The sequence below is a fragment of the Corynebacterium tuberculostearicum genome (assembly GCF_046097255.1).
Taxonomy (GTDB): Bacteria; Actinomycetota; Actinomycetes; order Mycobacteriales; family Mycobacteriaceae; genus Corynebacterium; species Corynebacterium tuberculostearicum_J.
The window spans coordinates 1581937-1603078 of the sequence record NZ_CP175770.1 but is presented as its reverse complement, the minus strand read 5'-3'; the positions used below and the strand labels follow the sequence as shown (position 1 = coordinate 1603078).

Below are 21142 nucleotides of genomic sequence, written 5' to 3'. Positions count from 1 at the left end.
CCATGACCGATTTCAAGCTCATTGCCGATACCGAATGGCGCCAGCGCTTAAGTCCCGAGGAATACTACGTCCTGCGCGAAGCCGGCACCGAGCCGCCCCACGTAGGCGAGTACACCAATACCACCACCGAGGGGGTCTATTCTTGCCGCGCGTGTGGAACGGAGCTTTTCCGCTCTACGGAAAAGTTTGAGTCTCACTGCGGCTGGCCTTCCTTTTTCTCCCCACTCGCAGGGGACAAAATCATTGAGCGCGAAGACAATTCGCTAGGCATGCGCCGCGTAGAGGTTCTGTGTGCCAACTGCGAATCTCACCTGGGGCACGTCTTTGAGGGTGAGGGCTACGATACCCCCACCGACTTGCGCTATTGCATCAACTCCATCTGCCTGGACTTGGAGGAAAAGCCGGTAGAAGATGGCACCGCCTAAGGGGGCATGCACAAGAAAGCGCGCCCCGTCAGCAGCCTAACGTGCAGGCTAGTGACGGGGCGCGGCTAAGTGAGGACGTCGCCAAGCAGGGCTACTGCTGGGCGGCGTTACTTTTAGGGCAGAACTGCGATGAGCTCTGCTACGTCCTTGACGCGGCGGCCGGTGTGGAAAGGAATCTCCTCGCGCACGTGGTGGCGGGCCTCGGTGTAGCGCATCAGGTACATCAGGTCGACGATGCGGTGGAGCTCATCCGCCTCGAAGGCCAAAATCCACTCATAGTCACCCAGGGCAAAGGCTGGGACGGTATTTGCGCGCACATCGGGGTAGTCGCGCGCCTGCATACCGTGCTCCATGAGGATGCGGCGGCGCTTTTCATCCTCCATGGTGTACCAGTCATAAGAGCGCACGAAGGGGTACACCGAGATCCACTCCTTGGGCTCCTCACCCATGATGAAAGACGGCAAGTGCGACTTATTAAACTCCGCCGGACGGTGCAAGGCATTGCCCACCCAGGTCACTTCGCTTACCTGGCCCAGGGTGGTCTCGCGGCGGAAGTCCCCGAAGACCTTTTGTAGGTCAGAGAATTCCTCGGCGTGCCACCAGATCATGAAGTCGGCGGAATCGCGCATAGCCGTGAGGTCGTAAATGCCGCGCACGGTTACCTTTCCGGCTTTTTCCACGCCGGCAAAGAACTCCTGCGCTTGGGCGATGATCTCCGCTCGCTCGGTGCCGAGCGCGTTCGGAATCACCTTAAAAACTGCGTGCTGGGAATATTGCTGAACCGCGTTGAGTTCCTTGTAATCAAGCTTCGCCATTGCGTTCTCCTTTGCAGAAGCCTTTGGGTTAACGAACATATCCATCATAAGTTGGATATGAAACCTTGTCACTTCTCGACCATAAGGAGGACGACACGCCTCCGCATCGGCGCGCCTCCCCCAGCTAGAGGACGCGAAACTATAGCTTGAACGTCGTGAGCAATTCCGAATCGACCACCCCACGCAGCGCCGAGGCCTCCGCCCCCACCCCTTTGCACGGGCAGGCGGAAAGCCACGAGCCAGCTACCCCCGCCGCTTTCACCCAAGCAGTGGAGTCCATGCACGCGGCCGACCTGCGCCCTGAGATAACCCTAGGCTCCATTCGCCCACCGCAACGCCTTGCGCCGTTTAGCCACGCAATCGGCCTCGAGGTGGGAAACGAAGATAACCCAGATATCGTGCCCACCGATGCAGAGGGTGACGCCTTTGGTCGCCTCATCCTGCTCCACGATCCAGGCGCCGAGGAAGCTTGGGAGGGCGCCATGCGCCTTGTGGCCTATATCCAGGCGGATATGGATGATGCCGTAGCCGGCGATCCACTCTTGCCCGATGTGGCGTGGCAGTGGCTCAACGAGGGCTTAGAAAAGGAAGGGGCCGGCCACACGAATTTGGGCGGCACCGTCACTTCCACCGCGTCCGTGCGTTTTGGCGAGATTGGCGGGCCACCGCGCGCCTACCAGATCGAAATGCGCGCTTCGTGGACTGCCGAAGGCCTCGATCTCGCACCCCACGTGCAGGCCTTTGCCCAGGTATTGGCCAACGTTGCCGGACTACCCCCTGAGGGCGTCACCGAGCTCGGCCGCTAATATGCCAGAATTGCGCAGCCGGCCGCTCGAGGGCATCCCGCCGGTTCTTGCCACCCCGGAGGAATTCACCGCTGCCGCAGCCCGCCTCGCCGCGGGTACGGGCCCCTTTGCCATCGATACCGAGCGCGCCTCCGGCTATCGCTACGATGATCGAGCCTTCGTAGTGCAAATTCGCCGCCGCGGCGCGGGCACGATGCTTTTTGCCCCTGAGGGCCACCGCGAGGAGCTCACGACCGCCCTTGCCCCAGTGCTCAACGGCACGGAGTGGATTATTCACGCCGCCCATTCGGATTTGCCTTGCCTCGGGTGGCTCGGTCTATTTCCTGGCTCTATCTTTGACACGGAACTAGCGGCGCGGCTCGCGGGATTTGAACGGCCCAATCTGGGCACTATGGTCGCAAAGCTTTTTGACGTCGAATTGGAAAAGGGCTACGGCGACGCCGACTGGTCCACCCCGCAGCTCAGCGAGGAACTCAAGGCATACGCCGCGCTCGATGTGGAACTGCTCCTCGAGCTAGCCGACGCCCTGCGCGACATTTTGGCCGAACAAGACAAGATGGACTGGGCTTTAGAGGAATTTTCCACCATAGTCCAGGAACATTCCGGAGACTTCGCTCCCCAGCCGCACACGTGGCGCGATCTTAAGGGCATCTCCAGTTTGCGCAGCGGCAGTCAGCTCGCCGCTGCTCGGGCGCTGTGGCTCAAGCGTGACGCTATCGCTCGGCGCACAGATACTGCGCCCGGCCGGGTATTAGGGAATAAGACGCTGGTAGAAATTGCGCGCGCCCTTCCCACCACCGCCGGCGATCTTGCCCGAGTCAAGGGATTTCCCCGCCGGCGCAAGGGCGCGACCGCCCAGTGGATGGCTGTGCTTCACCAGGCGCGCGCCGTTCCCCCGCAGCAGCGGCCTCGCGTCCACCGCGCCCCACAACCGGTTCCTTCCAAAACCATCTGGGCCAAGGACTACCCGGACCTATGGGAGATATACCAAACCATCCGCGCGGACATCGCCGATCTCGCCACTGAACTCGGTATGACATCCGAACTCCTTATCCGCCCTGCCGCTTTGCGTGCAGCGGTATGGGCGAAGGTAGGTGTGCGCGCCGATAAGCGCCACCGCGGAGCTGATTCTGTCGCCGGCGCCATCCGGCAGCCAGGCGACGTCGCTGCCTTCCTCCGCGCGGAGGGCGCGCGCGAATGGCAAATAGAAATGACCGCCCCGATTATCGTGGACGGTCTATTCTAGGCTCTATTTAGCAGGCTAGGTTTAGCTCTCTTCTCCTCGCGCGTTGGCATCAGCGGTGAGGTTTTCTAGCCACTCGCTTATCGACGCCGCCATAAGCTCCGGCGTCAACCCGAACTCTTCCAAAACCTCGCCGCGAGAGCCGTGCTTAGGGAAGTAACCCGGAACGCCGAGTCGGCGCACAGGAGTATCGACCTCGGCTGCGCTGAGGGCTTCCGAAATCATGGAGCCAATACCGCCGCGAACAAGGCCGTCTTCTGCCGTAACCACCAAGTCGTGGTCAGCGGCGAGAGCCACCACAGAGCTTGCCACCGGCGCTACCCAACGCGGGTCAACAACGGTAACGTTCACGCCCTGCTCGCCCAGCAGCTTCGCAGCCTCGATGCTGCGCGCGGACATGGCACCGATGGACACGATGAGTACCTCAGGGGTGTCCTCGCCGGCATCGGCTTCGCCATAGTGCAGGATGTCTACGCCATCGCCCAACGTATCCACCGCTTCCATATCCGGCAGCAGGTTGCCCTTAGGGAAGCGGACCACGGACGGGCCAGATTCAATCTCTAGCGACTCACGGAAGAGCTCCCGCAGACGCGCGCCATCGCGCGGGGCAGCAATATGCATTCCCGGCACAATGCTCATGAGCGCCATATCCCACACGCCATTATGCGAAGCGCCATCGGAACCGGTAACCCCGGAGCGGTCAAGCACGATGGTTACCGGCAGCTTTAGCAGCGCAATATCCATAATGACCTGGTCCACAGCCCGGTTTAAGAAGGTGGAATATACCGCCACGACGGGGTGCATCCCGCCGAGCGCCAAACCAGAGGCAGAGGTCATTGCGTGCTGCTCGGCAATTCCCACATCAAAGAACCGCTCTGGGAAGCGCTCTTGGAAGGGAGCGAGCCCAGTTGGTCCGGCCATAGCAGCCGTAATGGCAACGATGTCATCGCGCTTTTCGGCAGCGGCTACCAGCTCCTCTGAAAAGGCGGCCGTCCAGCCAGGCTGCTTGGTGCCCTTTGCCACACCGGTGACCGGATCGATAGCACCGGTGGAGTGCATCTGGTCCTTCGGCTCATTGACGGCCGGGGCAAAACCGTGGCCCTTTTCGGTAACCACGTGCACGATGATGGGCCCGTCATAATCGCGGGCATAAGTCAGGGCATGCACCAAGCTATCGATATTGTGCCCGTTGATGGGGCCGATGTACTTCATGCCCAGTTCTGGAAACATCTCGGTAGGCAAGACGGTGGACTTGACGCCTTCCTTCATGGCGTGCAAGGCATCAAAGGCGCGCTCGCCTACCCACCCCATTTGCTTCAGGCGGCGCTTACCCTGTTCCATGAGCTCGTCATAACCGTGCTGGGAACGGATACGGCCTAGGTTTTCGGAAATGCCACCGATAGTGGGCGAATAGCTACGGCCGTTGTCATTGACCACGATGACCGCATTGCGGCCCTTGTCTTCAGAGATATTGTTTAACGCCTCCCAGCACATGCCGCCGGTAAGGGCACCATCGCCGACAACACCGATGACATTGCGGTGACCGTCGCCGCGAATCTTGAAGGCCTTAGACAAGCCATCGACCGTAGACAGCGACGCCGAAGCGTGGGAGGACTCGGTCCAGTCATGCTCGGATTCGCCGCGGTCCGTATACCCCGAAAGGCCGTCCTTTTGCCGCAAGGTATCGAATTGATCCGTGCGCCCCGTCAACATCTTATGCACATAGGACTGGTGCGAAGTGTCAAAAATAATGGGCTCACGCGGAGAATCAAATACACGGTGCAACGCAATGGTCAATTCCACCACGCCCAAGTTAGGCCCCAGATGTCCGCCCGTGACGGAGACCTTGTCAATGAGGCGCTGCCTAATCTCTGCCGCCAGCTCCTCAAGCTTGTCTGCAGACAGCACCTTGAGGTCCTGCGGCGAGTTAATGGTATCCAAGATAGTCATGGAGCGGCCTTCAACTCCTTCTGTGCTTAGTTCTTCTTTTCTACCGTACCCGCGGCGGGCGGTGAATATTATATCGGTCAATGTTCCGAGAACGGCGCGGCAACGTGCCGCACCCCGCCTCGGAGCCATAAAAGCTCATTAGGCAGGGGTAATGAGCGCAATCGTTTCAAAGTGGTGCGTTCCGGGGAACGCGTTAATCAGCGCCATCTTTTCTATTCCGTATCCGTGCTGGTTCCAGTATCCCAAGTCGCGCGCGAAGGTGGCGGGGTCACATCCCACGTGAACGACCGTCTGGGGTGCAGCGGCCGCCACGGAACGAATCACATCCTCCCCTGCTCCGGTGCGCGGCGGATCAAGGACTACAGCGCCAGGCTTGGAAAGCTGGGCGGCGACTTGCTCGACCTTCGCGGACTTTACTTCCACATCGCAGTCCGCAAGGGCGGCCTGTTCCCCGGCCGTAGCCGCCAGCGAGTAATCCACGGAGATAACCTTGCCCTGCACGGCATGGGCCAGTGCGGGAACAAATAGGCCAACGCCACCGTAGAGATCCCAGGCGGTGTGCTCTTGGTACTCGCGCTCCCCGAGCCACTCCGCTATTAATTCGGTATACGCCGCCGGTGCCTGGCTGTGGGCCTGCCAAAAGGCCGTAGCAGGAAAGCTAAACGTCCGCCCGTCGACATGCTCGTGCACCTTGCCGCTGCCTTCTACCACCTCACGGATGGTCTCCACGCGGCGCCCGCGTGGGGCCTTGCGGGTTTCTACCACGTGGCGGTTGCCCTCGCCATCGAGAACGGCGATGACCTCAGCACCTGGGGTAAACCGGCGCGCACCTTCTCCAACGAGCCCGTCTGCCAATCCCGGAGCCAGCTGTGTACAGGCAGCGCCCGTAACAAGCTCATTGGACCGACGCTGACGGGTTCCGGCGCGCCCTTGCTTGTCGACGCCCCACCTCACCCGCGTGCGCCATCCCCGAACCGGCTCTAGGGTGTGCTGCTCAATGTTCAGTTCCTCGCCAGTGACAACGCCGGTGCGGCGCAGCTGCTCCGACAAGATCTCTGCCTTGATTCCGGTTTCGGCCGCGGGATCCAGCTCGGCGAAATCACAGCAGCCAGCTCCTTGCGCGGCCGCAGGACAAGACGAGGGAACGCGCAACGCCCCAGGGCTTAGTACGCTTTCCAGTTCCGCTTTAATAAACGACTTCTTTACACGGCCGGCCGTAGCTTTTACGACGTCGCCGGGAAAAGCGCGAGGAACGAATACCACTCGCCCATCCGGCGCCTGGCCAATTCCTTCCCCGCCGTGCGCCATGCGGTCAATGGTGACCTCAAGACTATCGCCGCGGCTCATCGTTGATTCAGTCATTTTCTGCCTCAGACTTTGGTTCTTGTTCTGCGTTAGTGTGCTCACCTGTGCCCGCCGCTGCGTCAACGGCTGCATCCGCGCGGCGCACCATCCACACGGTCAGCGCCGTAACTAGAAGCGTCAATGGCCACCCCATCAAGATTCGGGTCACCCCTAAGGCCGTGGTTGCATCCGCATCATAAATGGCGCGCTGAATAACAAAACGGGCCAGGAAGATAACCGCCCACCCACCAGTAGCGATGGCATAGGCCCGGCGCGCCTGGGCAACCTTTTGCCACTGCATTTCCTCGCCATTAATCCCCTTCCAGATGACACCCACAGCGGGCCACCGAAAGAGGATTGATAGTACCGCGGCAATACACAGCGCCAACGACATCCAGATGCCGTACAAGAAATACCCTTTGGCATCACCGGTAAACCAGGCGATGGCTGCGCAAAGGGCCACTCCCAGCAGACCCGATATGGCTGGCTGCAGGGTCTCTTTCCGGATTACCCTCCAGAGTGCAATAACAACGGCCACGCCGAGCGCCGCTGCCAAGGCTGGTCCCAGCCCAAAGAAGTTATTGACAGGAATCAGCACAATGACCGGCAAAGTAGCCGACACGAGCCCTGATAAGCCACCCATTTGCTCCAGCAAGGTGGGTTCGGCAGCAGACTCCTCAGAGTCCAGGTTCTTAGCGTCCGGGGAAGGTTGAGGCGAGGAAGAATGTGTCACGTGGTTTACTACTTTGCCTAGTTCTTGGAATTAGGTGCAGATCCCTCATCGGGGTTCTGCGGGGACGATCCATTCTCACCCTGTTGTGGGCTGCCGCCCAAATCGCGCAAGTGTTGTTCCGCCTCTGCTTCTGCCGCAGGGTCGGGGCCGCCCACTCCGTTTTCTGGGTGGTCTTGAGCATTAGCGGCTGCCTGCTGTTCTTGCTGGCGCTGGTCCATGGCCTGCTTGACCTGCTCTACGAGCTGCTCGGGCATGATGACCGGCAAAGCATTTCCTGCCAAGATGGGGTCTTCCCCGCGGTAGACGAAGGTACGGGCGGCCACCTCGCGAGCCATGTCTGCGAGGTCTGCTTCCATGCCGGCCGGCGCGGCCAGGGTCATGCGCAGCATCCAGCGCGGACCGTCTGCACCGATGACGCGGACCTGACCGTTGTCGTTCTTGCCCACGACCTCAGCACCCCAAGGGCCTGGCTCGGTAGTAACGGTAAGTCCGTCGCGGCTCATGCCCTCCTTGATTTCCTCCACGGATTCTGCCCACTGGCCTGGCTTACGTGGGGCGGCAAAGGCTACGGGAGTAATTCGGCCTACCTTGGTCACGATGTGCAGCATTCGTGGGCCCTGTTCGCCCATTTCCACCTGTACCTGGGATTCCTTTGGCAGTGGAATGCGCAGGGACCCCAGATCTAATACGCCGATGGAAAAGTCACTGAAATCGAAGGTCTCGATATCGACGGAGTCGCCGTCAAAGGGGCCGGTCTGGCCATTGATGGCATCATGGGCAAATTCGCGGGGTTCATTGCCAGAAGCCGCCGCGGCATCTGCTGCGGTGTCGCCTACTGGAGCATAGGTCTCCTGCGCCTCTGCATCCGCGGACGTGGGGTCCGCCGGCTTTTCGCTTTGTGCTGCAGGCTTTTCCTGAGCCTTCTTTTCTTCGTCTTTCTTCTTGCCAAAGGGCCAGATTCCCATGGGTGCTACGTCCTTTCTAAAAGTGTCGTTGAGTCTCTACTGCTTTAACTACACACCGGTAGAGCCATAGCCACCGGCTCCGCGGACGGTGTCATCCAATTCTGCAACCTCAGCAAACCCCACCAGCTCTACGCGCTGGACCACGAGCTGAGCAATGCGCATTCCGCGTTCGATCTCAATAGGAGTGTGCCGGTCGTGGTTGATGAGGCAGACCTTGATCTCCCCGCGGTAATCGGCATCCACCGTGCCCGGGGTATTGACAATGGAAAGCCCTTGCTTGGCGGCTAGTCCGGAGCGCGGGTGAATTAAACCGACCGTTCCTAGTGGCAGCGCAATGGCAATCCCGGTGCCGACGAGGGCGCGCTCGCCGGGTTGCAGGGTAAGAGATTCAGCTGCATAGAGGTCCGCACCGGCGTCACCACGGTGTGCGCGGTGCGGCAGCGGAAGCTCCTTATCCAGGCGCTTGACGTTAACGTCCCCAAAGGGGCTTTCTGGTTGAGAATGCGGAATCGAGTCAGTCACTTGGCCAATCCTACCTGCCTTGGGAGGTTCATTCTGCGGCGCGTGTGGACTAGACTGACTAGACGTGTCTGATAAATCTGCTACTTCCGCAACTCCGGCACCGTCAAGCGCCGCTTCGGCACAGGGCACGGTGGCCCCTCAGGTGCTGTACCGCGAACGCCAATGGGTCCCTTGGTACTTTTGGCTTTTTGCAGCCGCCATCGTGGGGCTTACTTCCGCTACCGCCGGCCTCAATCGCTCCATGTGGTGGACCATTATTCCCGCGATCCTCCTTGGTGCTATCGCCGTGTGGGTACTTATTACCTGGTCCAATACAGTCATCAAGGTAGAGCGCGACCCGGACGGAACGCGTTGGCTCACGGTCAAAGATGCCCAATTGCCTAACGACGTCGTCTCGCGGTCTATCACCGTTCCCAAATCTGCGCGGCGCAATGCCCTGGGCCCGCAGTTCGATCCCGCGGCGTTTTTGGTCTCCCACGCTTGGGTGGATGAGCACGCCATGATGGTGCTCAATGATCCAGAGGACGATACTCCTTATTGGCTCATCGCCTCGAAGGATCCGGAGGCTTTGCTCCACGCTTTCGTTCCGGAACAGCACTAATCTTTATTGACTTCGCACACCACAGAGAATGTGGTGGCTGCAACAGCAAACCCCGCACTCGGCACGTAGAAAATTGCCAAGTGCGGGGTTTCGTTTCTGCTGCGTATTCCTTTAGGCGCAATCCTTGCAGATTGGCTGGCCGTCCTCTTCGTGGGAGTAACGCTTATTGGACTGCACCAGGAAACACGAGCCGCAGGTAAACTCATTTTCCTGACGTGGAACTACCTCAACATTAAGCTCCTCGCCCGTGAGGTCTACTGATGGCGGCTGGAAGGCTTCGACGATTTCTCCGTCATCGTCCATGCCGTTGTTATCGCTCTCAGCGGCTTTGAGTCCTTCTAGGGAGTCAGTTTCGAGTTCATCTTCCGCGCGCCGGCGCGGTGCGTCATAATCGGTGGCCATAATGCACGCCCCTAATGGTCAAGTTGCTTTAAGGAATGGGTATTTATCGATCGCGCATAGTAAAGCACAAATGGCTAGATGTCATCTCACCGCTTGCCGGCGTGGGAAACTATTACCCCCGCAGCGCGTCCGTGGCCCTGTGCGCTGCTAAAAGCTTTTCGAATGCGGGGGCCAAATCTGCCCCCGCGGCCCAGGTAAGTTCACCGTCGGCGGAGCCTTTATCAAAGCCTGGATGGCGCACTACCGCACCTGCCTCGCGAGCAATGATTGCCCCTGCGGCGAAGTCCCACGCATTGATGCCGTGCTCAAAGTAGGCATCAACGGTTCCCTCTGCCACACGGCATAGGTCGAGCGCGGCAGCGCCGATGCGGCGAATATCACGCACATTAGGCAGAAGCTTGGTGAGAAGCTCGGCTTGGGCTGCACGCCGGTCAGCTTCGTAACCAAATCCGGTTGCTACCAAGGCCAACGCAGTATCTTGTGTCTGGCCACACCGCAGTGCGTGCTCAATTCCGTCTGGGCCGGTGACCGTGGCGCCTTGGCCGGCTGCGGCAGCATAGGTGCGCCCGCGTGCTACGTTGACCACCGCGCCAGCTACGAGGTGCCCTTGGTATTCCGCACCAATGGATACGGCGTAGTCCGGCACCCCGTAGAGGAAATTCACGGTGCCATCAATCGGATCGACAATCCAGGTAACGCCACTGGTCGATTCCACATTGGCGCCTTCTTCGCCGAAAATTCCGTCCCCGGGGCGTTGGGTGCGGATGGTGGTGGCAATGAACTCCTCTGTCGCGGTATCGACCTCCGTTACGGGATCTACGTCGCTGGACTTGGTGTGGGTATGCGCCGCGATGCCGTCACCTGCGACTAGTTCTGCGCGGCGCGCAGTAATTAATTCCGCAGCGCGCGTGGCGGTAGAAACGGCAAAATCCCGCAATTGGAGAAAATCGATCTGCTCAGTCATGCCAACTATTGTGCCTTCTTCTAGACTGTCGGGCATGACTACTCTTTCTGGCCATTCCTTTGGCATCGATATCGGAGGCTCCGGCATTAAAGGCGCTGAGGTGGACCTTGCCACCGGCGAATTCGTGGGCGAGCGTTTGAAGATCGCCACCCCACAGCCGTCTACGCCGCATGAAGTTGCCAAGGTAGTAGCCCAAATCGTGCAGGAAAAGCAGTGGGACAGCCCCGTTGGCATCACCCTGCCTTCCGTGGTTCGCAACCAGGAAGTCGAGACTGCGGCAAATATTTCCAAGGACTGGATTGGGGTCAACGCCACAGAGCTCTTCGCGGACTACCTGGATGCGGATTTTGCCGTGCTTAACGACGCCGACGCGGCGGGACTAGCCGAGGTTGCCTACGGAGAGGACATCGCCAAGCAGGGCTCCGTTATCTTCCTAACCCTCGGCACCGGTATCGGCTCGGCCTTCTTCCTGGACGGCCAGTTGTTCCCTAATACCGAACTGGGGCACCTCACGGTGGGCGATGACGAGGCTGAGAAAATTGCGTCCTCGGCCGTGAAGGACCGCGAGGAACTCAAATACAAGCAGTGGACTAAGCGACTCAACAAGGTCCTCGCGGAATATGAAAAGCTCTTTAACCCGCAGGCCTTCCTCATTGGGGGTGGGATTTCCCGCAAGTTTGAAAAGTGGGGCCCACACCTTGATATTGAAACCCCCGTCATGCCTGCACAACTGCGCAATCGCGCGGGAATTGTCGGAGCTGCGATGGCGGCGGTAGACGGTTTGAAACCGTAGTATTTACGCACTGCAGGTGACCCTATCCACCGGCAGATTGGAAAGATCCTCTATACTGGGCGGTCGATCCTAAGTTAAATAGCTCTAGGGCGTGTCTGGCCTGCTTAAGGCCACAACGCGTTAACATCACACTGATGCACGAGCGCCCCACTAGGGCGCACTGAGCTGTTTCAATCAAGAAGTTAGTCGAAAGGGCGTACGTGGCAGCCACTGAATCTTCAGACCAGGCACTCGGCGAGGGCGAAAACGCCGCTGAGGCATCTACTCCTGCAAAGAAGACCGCCAAGAAGACGGCAAAGAAAACCGCGAAAAAGACGGCCAAAAAGACCGCTAAGAAAACAGCCAAGAAGACTGCGAAGAAGACCGCCAAAAAGTCGGCCAAGAAGACCACTAAGAAGTCTGCCAAAAAGGCCACTAAGAAGACGGTCCGCAAATCCGCGGCAAAGAAGCAGGAATCCCCAGCCGAGTCCGAAAAGCAGGCACAGCCGGAAGCAGAAGAGGAGCTCGAGGAGGACGAGCACGACGAAGACGTCGACTTCGATCCCACCAATGCGGACATCGAAGACGATGATGACTTCGACGCTGGCGAAGACCTCGAGGACGATGACCTCGAAGAGGATTTGGACGACGACGATGAGGAAGAAGAGGAAGACTCCTCTTCCGTCTGGGACGAGGAAGAGTCCGCTGCGCTGCGTCAGGCACGCAAGGATGCGCAGCTGACCGCCTCTGCTGACTCCGTCCGCGCCTACCTCAAGCAGATTGGTAAGGTCGCCCTGCTCAACGCCGAGCAAGAGGTTTCCCTGGCCAAGCGCATCGAGGCTGGCCTGTACGCACAGCACCGCATGGATGAGATGGAAAAGGCCCGCGCCGAAGGCGATAAGGCCGCCAAGCTCTCCCCCATGGAAAAGCGCGACCTGCGCAGCATCGCCCGCGATGGCCGCAAGGCCAAGAACCACCTTCTGGAGGCCAACCTGCGTCTGGTGGTTTCCTTGGCGAAGCGCTACACCGGCCGTGGCATGGCTTTCTTGGATCTCATTCAGGAAGGCAACTTGGGTCTTATTCGCGCGGTGGAGAAGTTCGATTACACCAAGGGCTATAAGTTCTCCACTTACGCCACCTGGTGGATCCGCCAGGCCATTACCCGCGCCATGGCTGACCAAGCTCGTACCATCCGCATCCCAGTGCACATGGTGGAGGTCATCAACAAGCTGGGCCGCATCCAGCGCGAGCTCTTGCAGGACTTGGGCCGCGAGCCTACCCCGCAGGAGCTGGCGAAGGAGATGGATATCACCGAGGAGAAGGTGCTCGAAATCCAGCAGTACGCCCGCGAGCCCATTTCCTTGGATCAGACCATCGGTGACGAAGGCGACTCCCAGTTGGGTGACTTCATCGAGGACTCCGAGGCCGTCATTGCGGTCGACGCCGTCTCCTTCACCTTGCTGCAGGATCAGCTGCAAGACGTGCTGACTACCCTGTCCGAGCGTGAAGCCGGCGTGGTTCGCCTCCGCTTCGGCTTGACCGACGGTATGCCGCGCACTTTAGACGAGATTGGCCAAGTCTACGGAGTGACCCGCGAGCGTATTCGCCAGATCGAGTCCAAGACGATGTCGAAGCTGCGCCACCCATCTCGTTCGCAGGTTCTGCGCGACTACCTCGACTAATCGCTGCAGCTGCAGAAACGTAGAAAGCCCGCACCAATTTCGGTGCGGGCTTTCTGTGTAACTACTCTCTAACCACCATGGCCGTTCTACCACTTGCGCAGGTATTCGATGCGCTCGCGCAGCTGCTCGGCATTGCACAGCGCGGTGGGCGGGCCGCCACAGGCCTTGCGCACCTCGGTATGGATAGCACCATGAGGGCGGCCCGAGCGCTGGGCAGCGATGGAGACGACCGTATTGAGCTCTTTGCGCAGCTGGCCTAGCTCATCGACAACTCCGGTGTCGCTGGACTCAGACTCCATAGACTTCTTCCGTGAGGCCGGCGCATAGTCCATGCCGTAGAGCTTGCGGCGGTGAGCTTCCTCCGCCTCAGCGGCACGTCGCGCCTTTTCCTCCGCTTCGCGCCGGTCCATTTCCTCGGATTGCTTCTTGCGCAGCAAATCTTTGACTTGGTCCGCATCAAGTAGCCCGGGAATGCCAAGGAAGTCTGCTTCCTCATCGGTGGTCATATCCCCGGTATTGAACTGAGAACCGTTGTAGAGCAGCCCCGAAAACTCTGCCTCGGCACCAAGCGACTCATAAGACTTCTCCAGCATGTCTGGTTCGGTCTTTTTCTGATTCGCCTGCTCTAGCAGTTCGTCGTCCCAGCCTTCCTTGTCAGGCTTTTCTTCACCCAAGACGTGGTCGCGGGACTTTTCCATATTTTCGGCCAAGCCCAGCAGGACAGGAACCGATGGAAGGAAAACCGATGCCGTCTCGCCCGGCATGCGCGAGCGCACGAAGCGGCCGATGGCCTGGGCGAAAAAGAGCGGGGTCGATGCCGAGGTAGCATAAACGCCCACCGCTAGGCGCGGGACGTCGACGCCCTCGGACACCATGCGCACTGCTACCATCCACTCATCGGTGGACTCAGAAAATTCCTGAATGCGGTCCGAGGAGCCGGGATCATCAGACAAAATCACCGACACTGGCGTATTAGAAAGCTGTTTGAGGATCTTGGCATACGCGCGTGCTGTCGTCGTATCCGAAGCCAGCACCAGGCCGCCGGCATCCGGCATATTGCGCCGCATTTGCATCAGGCGGGTATGCGCCGCCTGCAGCACAGCTGGGATCCACTCGCCCTTGGGGTCCAAGGCGGTGCGCCACGCCCGGGCGGTTTGCTCCGCATTCATAATGTCGCCCAAACGGGCTGCATGTTCCTCACCGGCCGAATCGCGCCAGCGGGCTTCGCCCGAGTAAGAAAGAAAGACAACGGGGCGCACGACGCCGTCGGCAAGCGCATCGCCATAGCCATAGGTATGGTCCGAGCAGGATACCTTGTGCCCCTCCCCATCGTCCACGTATTGGACGAATGGAATGGGCGAGTCATCGGAACGGAAAGGCGTACCGGTCAAAGCCAGGCGGTGGTTCACATCGTCATAAGCTTCCTTGACGCCATCGCCCCAGCTCTTGGCGTCGCCTGCATGGTGAATCTCATCCAGGATCACCAAAGTGCGCCGGGCAGAAGCCACCGCGCGGTGCTTAAAGGGGTGCATACCCACCTGCGCATAAGTCACCACGATGCCGTCCATCGAAGGATTAACGGCGGAGGAATTGCTAAACGCGGGATCTAGAGCCAGACCTACGCGCGCGGCAGCGCTAGACCACTGGGTCTTGAGGTGTTCGGTAGGCACCACCACGATTACGCGCTCGACCGTACGGTCTTCCATGAGCTCGGTGGCAATGCGCAGCGCGAAGGTAGTCTTTCCGGCGCCCGGGGTCGCCACCGCCATGAAGTCCTGCGGCTTAGTGGCGAGGAATTTATCGAGGGCGGATTGCTGCCAGGCGCGAAGGTTAGTCTTTTTAAAAGTCCTCACTTGCGGCGCAGACCCTTATACACACGCTCACAATCGGGGCACACCGGAGAACCCGGCTTTGCCTGCTTGGTCACCGGGAAAGTTTCGCCGCACAGCGCAACGACGTACTTGCCGTTCACCGCGGAATCGAGGATGTGATCCTTTTTGACGTAGTGGAAGAACTTCGGCGTGTCATTATCCGTCGTCGAAGTGTCTTCACGAATATCTGGCCGTTCAATTGTCTTCGTAGTCGTAGTCACGCACTCCATTTTGCCGCATCGGCATCGAACTTTGCGAGTCAGGCGGCTACCCTTGGAGAACATGTACACGTCATGCACGCCAGCCACTGCGCCCCTCTCCCCTTATCGAGGGAACGCCAACGCGCACGAGGGGAGCCGAGTCTAGGTTGTTTGGCAAAAAAGAGCGCTACCTCATCACAGATGCCAAGCTCTCGCCTGGCCAGGACCGCAAGCGCCGCGAAATTCGGTACGGAATCTTTCAGTTTTTGCGCGTTCCTTCCCTGCTCATCGCCGGCTTCTTCCTTTATATGCATTGGTGGCTTTTAGCCGCCATCATTGTGGGCGTGACATTTCCCCTCCCCTGGATAGCCGTGGTGATTGGCAACGGCCGGGGAGAAAAGAAGGATAAGCGCGAGAAAAACGTGTACAAGCCAGCCATGAACCGGCAGCTTTATAGCCAGACCCACGCCCCACAGGTATCCGGCGGCACCGCCCGGCCTATTGAGGCACACCACGACATCATTGATCACGAAGAAGAGTAAAGGATTCCTGCTTATATGACGACCGCTTTTGGCCCCGACTTTGATGCCTCCGCGCTAGCCACGCTGGCCGCAGAGCTTTCCGACGTCTTTACCGCCGCCGGTTTTACTACCGATGGCGTAGCCGGGCACCTAGGTCCGGAAGTTACCGAGGCCCTCTTCCGCGGCGAACCCGCACCAGTTGCGCTCGCCGCGCATAGCGAATCTCAATTGGATCTTTTGATCCGCTTCTTCCTCCTTCATGAGCACCTGCCGGCCACGCTTTTAGGCGAGGCGGTAGGCGCGCGCCTGGCTACCCAGTTGCTGGATGCCAATGTTGCGCTTGCCGACGCCCATGGCAAGGCCTACATCGCCCTCGATATCCGCCCCCACACCATCGTTGGCGCCAACCGTCTCATCTTCTCCGACGTCGACGCCTCCTTGGTCGACCACGTACCTGGCCCAGACCATGTGCTTGGCGTTGGCGCGGCAAGCCTCTCCCTGCTGCAATCCACGCCAGTAAGCCCGGTAGGCAGCGTCTTAGATCTAGGCACTGGCTCGGGCGTCCAATTGCTGGGGCAGCTCGATTGCGCTGAAAAGATTACCGCCACCGACGTGCATGAGCGTGCGTTGGAATTGGCCGAGGCTACCATTGCCGCTACTGGCGATAGCGAGAAAGTGGAATTGCTGCAAGGTTCGTGGTTCGACCCCGTAGCCGGCCGCCGCTTTGACCGCCTCGTAGCTAACCCACCTTTTGTTGTTGGCCTTCCCGAAGTTGGCCACGTCTACCGCGATTCCGGGTTAAATCTGGACGGTGCCAGCGAGCTGGTTGTCTCTCGAGCCACCGACCACCTAACCCCTGGCGGAACGGCTCACCTTCTGGCAGCTTGGGTACACACCAGCGGCGAGACCTGGCAGCAACGCGTTGCTTCCTGGCTACCGGACAAAGGAATTGCTGCCTGGATCATCCAGCGCGACGTAGCCGATCCCGCACTCTATGTGTCCACCTGGCTCGAGGACGAATCCCTGGATGTACGCTCCCCTGAAGGACAAGAGCGCTCGCGCGCCTGGCTGGAGCATTTCCAGCAACATGAGGTCAATGGCATTGGCTTTGGATTTGTCGCTATCCAACGCATCGGCGACGATGAACCTGCCGATATCTTGGCCGAAGAAATGCCGCAGGCCTTTAGCGACCCACTTGGCCCTGAAGTAGAGGAATATTTTGCCCGCGTGGCGTGGTTGCGCGACCTCGTACCCGGCGAGCTACAGGGAAAGCACTTCCAGGTACGCCCGGGGCTGGCACGCGAAGATATCAGCACCCCAGATGCGGAATTGGGCCAGGGCTTTACTCGGGCCGCTCTACGTCTTACTCGCACCGACGGTCCGCGCTGGAGCCACGAAGTAGATGAACACATCGCTGCCATAGTCGCCGGACTCAACCCACAGGGCTTGAACCTGGAAGAAACCATTGGCCTATATGCGGCGGCGCATGGTTTCGACGAGGCAGAACTTACTACTGCTGCCCTACCCGCCGTGATCGATATGGTCCGACATGGCCTGCTTATCCCAGCTGATCTCCTCTTGGATACCGATTCGCCGGACCTCAGCTAGATCCGCACTGTTCCCCCACTCGTTATTTAAGGAGAAGTAAACCATGCGCGCAGTTTTGACTCGGGTATCAGAGGCCACAGTGACCGTCGATGGAGAAACCGTAGGGGCCATTGCTAGTCCCGAAACCGGTGGCCTTCTCGCTCTAATTGGGGTCTCGCGCGAGGATATGGATGATTGGCAGCCCCGCGCTGAGAAGATGGCACGCAAGATTGCAGAACTGCGCATTCTTGATGGCGAAGTATCAGTCATTGATTCCGCAGCCCCTGTGCTTGTGGTGAGCCAATTTACTTTGTACGGCCGCACCGCCAAAGGGCGACGCCCTTCGTGGGCGGATGCTGCTCCAGGACCCGAGGCCGAACCGGTCATCGCGGCGATTATTGCGAACCTCAGGGAACGCGGCGTGTCAGTTGAAACAGGCCAATTCGGGGCTAAAATGCGCGTTTCTTCTGTGAACGAAGGACCTTTCACCGTCTTGGTAGAGACCTAGCTCGCACCCTCTATCTCCGGCTCACGAGATCTGAAAATCGTGTTAAGCAGGCCCTTTTACAAACGATTCCGTGACCCAAACCACTTTCCCGGATTTTGTGTAGAGCAAGCCATAAAGCACTGGGGAATGCAAATTCTCAGAGAGTGATAAATGCCCTACTCGCAGTGCAATAATTTATTATCACCCTGCAAGATTTTGTTCTATACTGAAGGCACAGCGAAGCAAAAGGGCTGGATATGCAGGATGCGAGATAATTTCTCAAAATCCTACAAACGCAAAATTGAGTGAGAAGAAATTTTCTCAATCATGGTTGCAGAAGCCCAAACGCTTCGGCCGACCAACTAGATGTAGGAAAGAAAATGTCCCACTCAATCACGCGGCGCAACAAAGCCCAGCACCCAGAGAACCAGGCTGAGATGCCCCAGGATCTCAAGACCTCCAAGGCAGCTCCCTCCTCCAAAGAATCCGCACCAGCCCCTGGCATTGACACCCCGTTTGATGGCCAGGAGGGTGCACCGAAGTGGAATAAGGAAGACACCGTATGGATGCTCTCCCTGTTCGGCACCGCAATCGGCGCCGGCGTCCTCTTCCTCCCCATCAACGCCGGTATCGGCGGCATCATCCCACTAATCATCATGACGGTCGTAGCACTGCCAATGACCTTCTGGGCCCACCGCGGAATGACCCGCTTGGTGCTTTCCAGCTCCAAGCCAGACGGTGACCTCACGGATGTCGTCGAGGAACACTTTGGCAAGAAGGCCGGCGTTCTGATGAACATCCTGTACTTCCTGTCGGTCTACCCCATCCTGCTGGTTTACTCGGTAACCATCACCAACACGGTCAACTCCTTCCTGGAGCACCAGCTCGGAATCACCCCGCCGGACCGCTGGCTTACCTCCCTCCTGCTGGTAGGCGGCCTCATCCTAGTCGTCCGCATGGGCAAGGACGTCGTAGTTCACGTCATGTCCTACCTGGTCTACCCATTCATCGGCATCTTGGTTCTGCTTTCCCTCTACCTCATCCCGAAGTGGAATACCGCGCTCTTTGATTCCTTCGACCTCAACGTTGCTCGCGAGGCTTCTGGCCACAGCATGGGCGTTACCCTGATGCTGCTGGTTCCGGTTATGGTCTTCTCCTTCAACCACTCCCCGATGATTTCCTCCTTCGCCGTTGACCGCCGCCAGACCTACGGCAAGTTCGCTGAGGCCAAGTCCCGCAAGACCCTGCTCCGCGCAGAAATCCTCATGGTCGTCGTGGTTATGTTCTTCGTCTTCTCTTGCGCCCTGAGCCTCTCCCCGGCTGACATGGCAGAAGCTAAGGCACAAAACATCACCATCCTGTCCTACCTGGCCAACCACTTCGATAACCCGCTCATCCAGTGGATTGCCCCAGTCATCGCCATGATTGCAGTTGCTAAGTCCTTCCTCGGCCACTACCTCGGCGCAGCCGAAGGCTTCGAAGGCCTCGTCATCAAGGGCAGCAAGAACGCAAGCAAGGACGACGCAGAGTCCGCCCACAAGCTCGATACCATCACCCTCATCTTCATGCTGGTCACCGCTTGGCTCGTCGCCTGGGCTGACCCATCCATCCTGGGCATGATTGAAACCCTGTGTGGCCCGACGATTGCCATCATGCTCTTCATCATCCCAATGGTCGCCATCCACAAGGTTCCTGCGCTGAAGCGCTACAAGGGCAAGGCTTCCAACTACTTCGTCTTCTTCATGGGCCTCGTCGCCCTCGCAACCATCATCTACTCCATCGTCCAGGCTTTCTAAGCACCGCCGCAGACGAGAAAATCGCAGAGGATTCAAGGAAAGAACAATGTTCATCAGCATCTTCGATATGTTCAAGATTGGCATCGGCCCCTCAAGCTCACACACTCTTGGGCCAATGAAAGCCGGCAAGGCTTTCGTGGACGAGCTCAAGGAAAAGGACCTCTTTGACAAGGTCACTCGAGTTCAGGCAAATGTCTACGGCTCCCTCTCCCTCACGGGAATCGGCCACTCCACCGACAAGGCCATCCTCCTCGGTCTCGCCGGTGAAGAGCCAGAGACGGTTGATATCGACGGCATCTCCGAATTCATGAAGAACGTCCGCAGCAGCGAGAAGCTCATGCTGGGCGGCTCCCACGAGGTAGAATTCCCCAAGGACGGCGGCTTCTTCTTCCATGACGAGTACCTCCCGATGCACGAAAATGGCATGTGTCTTATCGCCTTCGCTGGCGAGGAAGACATCCTGCACAAGACCTACTACTCAGTCGGCGGCGGTTTCATCGTCAAGCAGGAAGACTTTGCCAAGCGCACCGACGCCAAGGTTGATATCCCCTTCCCATACGCCAGCGCCGCAGAGATGCTCGAGCTGTGCGAGAAGAACAACATGACCCTCCCGGAGCTGGGTCTTGCCAACGAGTTGGCACTGCGTTCCGAAGAAGAAGTCAACGAGCACCTGGGCAAGGTTCGCGATGTCATGTACACCGGCATCAAGCGCGGCTCCGCTACCGACGGCCCACTCCCAGGCTCTCTGCTTGTCCCCCGCCGCGCCGCTGCCCTCAAGCGCCGCCTGGAGCAGTCCGAACCGCACGATGGTCTGAACATCCTCAGCTGGGTCAATATGTTCGCTCTGGCTATCTCTGAAGAGAATGCATCCTGCGGCCGCGTTGTTACCGCTCCTACGAACGGCGCCTGCGGCGTTGTCCCGGCAGTGCTGGCCTACTACGACAAGTTCGTTGAGCCCGTTACCACCGAGATGTTTGCTGATTACATCTTCGCCTGCAACCAGATTGCTTCCCTGTACAAGATGAACGCTTCCATCTCTGGCGCTGAGGTCGGCTGCCAGGGTGAGGTTGGTGTAGCGTGCTCCATGGCTGCTGGCGGTCTCGCCCAGCTCATGGGCGCTACCCCAGAGCAGGTATGCATCGCAGCCGAGATCGGCATGGAGCACAAGCTTGGCCTGACCTGTGACCCGGTCCTCGGACAGGTTCAGGTACCCTGCATTGAGCGCAACGCTGTCGCTGCCGTTGATTCCATCACCAGCGCACGTATGGCGCTGGAGCGCGAGAGCAAGCCATGCGTTTCTTTGGACGAAGTTATCTGGACCATGTATAAGACTGGTAAGGATATGAACGCCAAGTACAGGGAAACCTCACAAGGTGGCCTGGCTCTAGCAGTTCACCCACCAGTTCCGGTGTGCGGATAGAGACCACCCTATAAAGAAGCGATGAGCCGGGTGAGC

At 59.0% G+C, this 21142-nt stretch carries 21 protein-coding genes; 11 read left to right on the top strand and 10 right to left on the bottom strand.

Annotation, left to right across the window (positions count from 1 at the left end; translation table 11 throughout):
- Positions 1–2 precede the first annotated feature (2 nt).
- Entirely contained in the window at positions 3–425 is a 423-nt protein-coding gene (gene msrB / locus ACKFRY_RS07625; protein WP_005325013.1) for a peptide-methionine (R)-S-oxide reductase MsrB, read from the top strand.
- 113 nt (positions 426–538) lie between these two features.
- On the opposite strand, the gene hemQ is transcribed toward msrB, so the two are convergent.
- Complete coding sequence (gene hemQ / locus ACKFRY_RS07620) at positions 539–1240, bottom strand: hydrogen peroxide-dependent heme synthase (protein ID WP_040425314.1); 702 nt, start codon at positions 1238–1240, stop codon at positions 539–541.
- 146 nt (positions 1241–1386) lie between these two features.
- On the opposite strand from hemQ, the gene ACKFRY_RS07615 reads away from it, so the two are divergent.
- Together ACKFRY_RS07615 and ACKFRY_RS07610 are read left to right on the top strand one after the other, a co-directional pair.
- A complete protein-coding gene (locus tag ACKFRY_RS07615) occupies positions 1387–2046 on the top strand; it encodes a DUF3000 domain-containing protein (protein ID WP_005325015.1) in 660 nt (219 codons plus the stop codon).
- A 1-nt stretch (position 2047) separates the two neighbouring features.
- Positions 2048–3292, top strand: coding sequence for an HRDC domain-containing protein (locus ACKFRY_RS07610; protein WP_408922141.1), 1245 nt, complete (start codon positions 2048–2050; stop codon positions 3290–3292).
- Between the two features lie 21 nt (positions 3293–3313).
- Here ACKFRY_RS07610 and dxs read toward each other — a convergent pair whose 3' ends face one another.
- The 5 genes from dxs to dut all read right to left on the bottom strand — a co-directional run bounded on the left by dxs (position 3314) and on the right by dut (position 8803).
- Positions 3314–5239, bottom strand: coding sequence for a 1-deoxy-D-xylulose-5-phosphate synthase (dxs, locus tag ACKFRY_RS07605; RefSeq protein WP_408922140.1), 1926 nt, complete (start codon positions 5237–5239; stop codon positions 3314–3316).
- Positions 5240–5377: 138 nt separating this feature from the next.
- Entirely contained in the window at positions 5378–6601 is a 1224-nt protein-coding gene (locus tag ACKFRY_RS07600) for a class I SAM-dependent RNA methyltransferase (RefSeq protein ID WP_408922139.1), read from the bottom strand.
- A complete protein-coding gene (locus tag ACKFRY_RS07595) occupies positions 6594–7316 on the bottom strand; it encodes a DUF3159 domain-containing protein (RefSeq protein ID WP_408922596.1) in 723 nt (240 codons plus the stop codon). Before ACKFRY_RS07595 ends, ACKFRY_RS07600 begins: the two co-directional genes overlap by 8 nt.
- Before the next feature lie 17 nt (positions 7317–7333).
- The gene (locus ACKFRY_RS07590; RefSeq protein WP_408922595.1) at positions 7334–8281 is read right to left on the bottom strand and encodes a DUF3710 domain-containing protein; all 948 of its coding nucleotides are present in this window, start codon (positions 8279–8281) and stop codon (positions 7334–7336) included.
- Between the two features lie 48 nt (positions 8282–8329).
- Positions 8330–8803, bottom strand: a complete 474-nt coding sequence (gene dut, locus ACKFRY_RS07585; protein ID WP_408922594.1) for a dUTP diphosphatase — start codon at positions 8801–8803, stop codon at positions 8330–8332.
- Positions 8804–8933: 130 nt separating this feature from the next.
- Between dut and ACKFRY_RS07580 the strand changes: the two genes are divergently transcribed.
- Entirely contained in the window at positions 8934–9404 is a 471-nt protein-coding gene (locus ACKFRY_RS07580; RefSeq protein WP_005328559.1) for a DUF3093 domain-containing protein, read from the top strand.
- Between the two features lie 111 nt (positions 9405–9515).
- On the opposite strand, the gene ACKFRY_RS07575 is transcribed toward ACKFRY_RS07580, so the two are convergent.
- Positions 9516–9806 (bottom strand): DUF4193 domain-containing protein, encoded by a 291-nt coding sequence (locus ACKFRY_RS07575; RefSeq protein ID WP_005325023.1) that lies wholly within the window; start codon positions 9804–9806, stop codon positions 9516–9518.
- A gap of 112 nt (positions 9807–9918) precedes the next feature.
- Positions 9919–10806: an inositol monophosphatase family protein gene (locus tag ACKFRY_RS07570; RefSeq protein WP_150851638.1), complete on the bottom strand. Its 888-nt coding sequence runs from the start codon at positions 10804–10806 to the stop codon at positions 9919–9921.
- Here ACKFRY_RS07570 and ppgK point away from each other — a divergent pair.
- Both ppgK and ACKFRY_RS07560 read left to right on the top strand, forming a co-directional pair.
- Positions 10805–11563, top strand: a complete 759-nt coding sequence (gene ppgK / locus ACKFRY_RS07565; protein WP_408922593.1) for a polyphosphate--glucose phosphotransferase — start codon at positions 10805–10807, stop codon at positions 11561–11563. The genes ACKFRY_RS07570 and ppgK overlap by 2 nt on opposite strands.
- 200 nt (positions 11564–11763) lie before the next feature.
- A complete protein-coding gene (locus ACKFRY_RS07560) occupies positions 11764–13224 on the top strand; it encodes an RNA polymerase sigma factor (RefSeq protein WP_408922592.1) in 1461 nt (486 codons plus the stop codon).
- Between the two features lie 86 nt (positions 13225–13310).
- Here ACKFRY_RS07560 and ACKFRY_RS07555 read toward each other — a convergent pair whose 3' ends face one another.
- Both ACKFRY_RS07555 and ACKFRY_RS07550 read right to left on the bottom strand, forming a co-directional pair.
- Entirely contained in the window at positions 13311–15077 is a 1767-nt protein-coding gene (locus ACKFRY_RS07555) for a DEAD/DEAH box helicase (RefSeq protein ID WP_408922591.1), read from the bottom strand.
- Positions 15074–15325, bottom strand: a complete 252-nt coding sequence (locus tag ACKFRY_RS07550) for a DUF3039 domain-containing protein (protein ID WP_005325062.1) — start codon at positions 15323–15325, stop codon at positions 15074–15076. The genes ACKFRY_RS07555 and ACKFRY_RS07550 overlap by 4 nt, the downstream gene beginning before the upstream one ends.
- 137 nt (positions 15326–15462) lie before the next feature.
- Between ACKFRY_RS07550 and ACKFRY_RS07545 the strand changes: the two genes are divergently transcribed.
- The 5 genes from ACKFRY_RS07545 (at position 15463) to ACKFRY_RS07525 (ending at position 21106) form a co-directional block, all read left to right on the top strand.
- The gene (locus ACKFRY_RS07545) at positions 15463–15837 is read left to right on the top strand and encodes a DUF3099 domain-containing protein (RefSeq protein WP_086587548.1); all 375 of its coding nucleotides are present in this window, start codon (positions 15463–15465) and stop codon (positions 15835–15837) included.
- Between the two features lie 15 nt (positions 15838–15852).
- Positions 15853–17424, top strand: a complete 1572-nt coding sequence (locus ACKFRY_RS07540; protein ID WP_408922590.1) for a methyltransferase — start codon at positions 15853–15855, stop codon at positions 17422–17424.
- A gap of 43 nt (positions 17425–17467) precedes the next feature.
- The gene (dtd, locus tag ACKFRY_RS07535; protein WP_250408417.1) at positions 17468–17911 is read left to right on the top strand and encodes a D-aminoacyl-tRNA deacylase; all 444 of its coding nucleotides are present in this window, start codon (positions 17468–17470) and stop codon (positions 17909–17911) included.
- Positions 17912–18270: 359 nt separating this feature from the next.
- The gene (locus tag ACKFRY_RS07530; RefSeq protein ID WP_005325068.1) at positions 18271–19686 is read left to right on the top strand and encodes a hypothetical protein; all 1416 of its coding nucleotides are present in this window, start codon (positions 18271–18273) and stop codon (positions 19684–19686) included.
- Positions 19687–19732: 46 nt separating this feature from the next.
- Positions 19733–21106 (top strand): L-serine ammonia-lyase, encoded by a 1374-nt coding sequence (locus ACKFRY_RS07525; RefSeq protein ID WP_250408415.1) that lies wholly within the window; start codon positions 19733–19735, stop codon positions 21104–21106.
- Positions 21107–21142 lie beyond the last annotated feature (36 nt).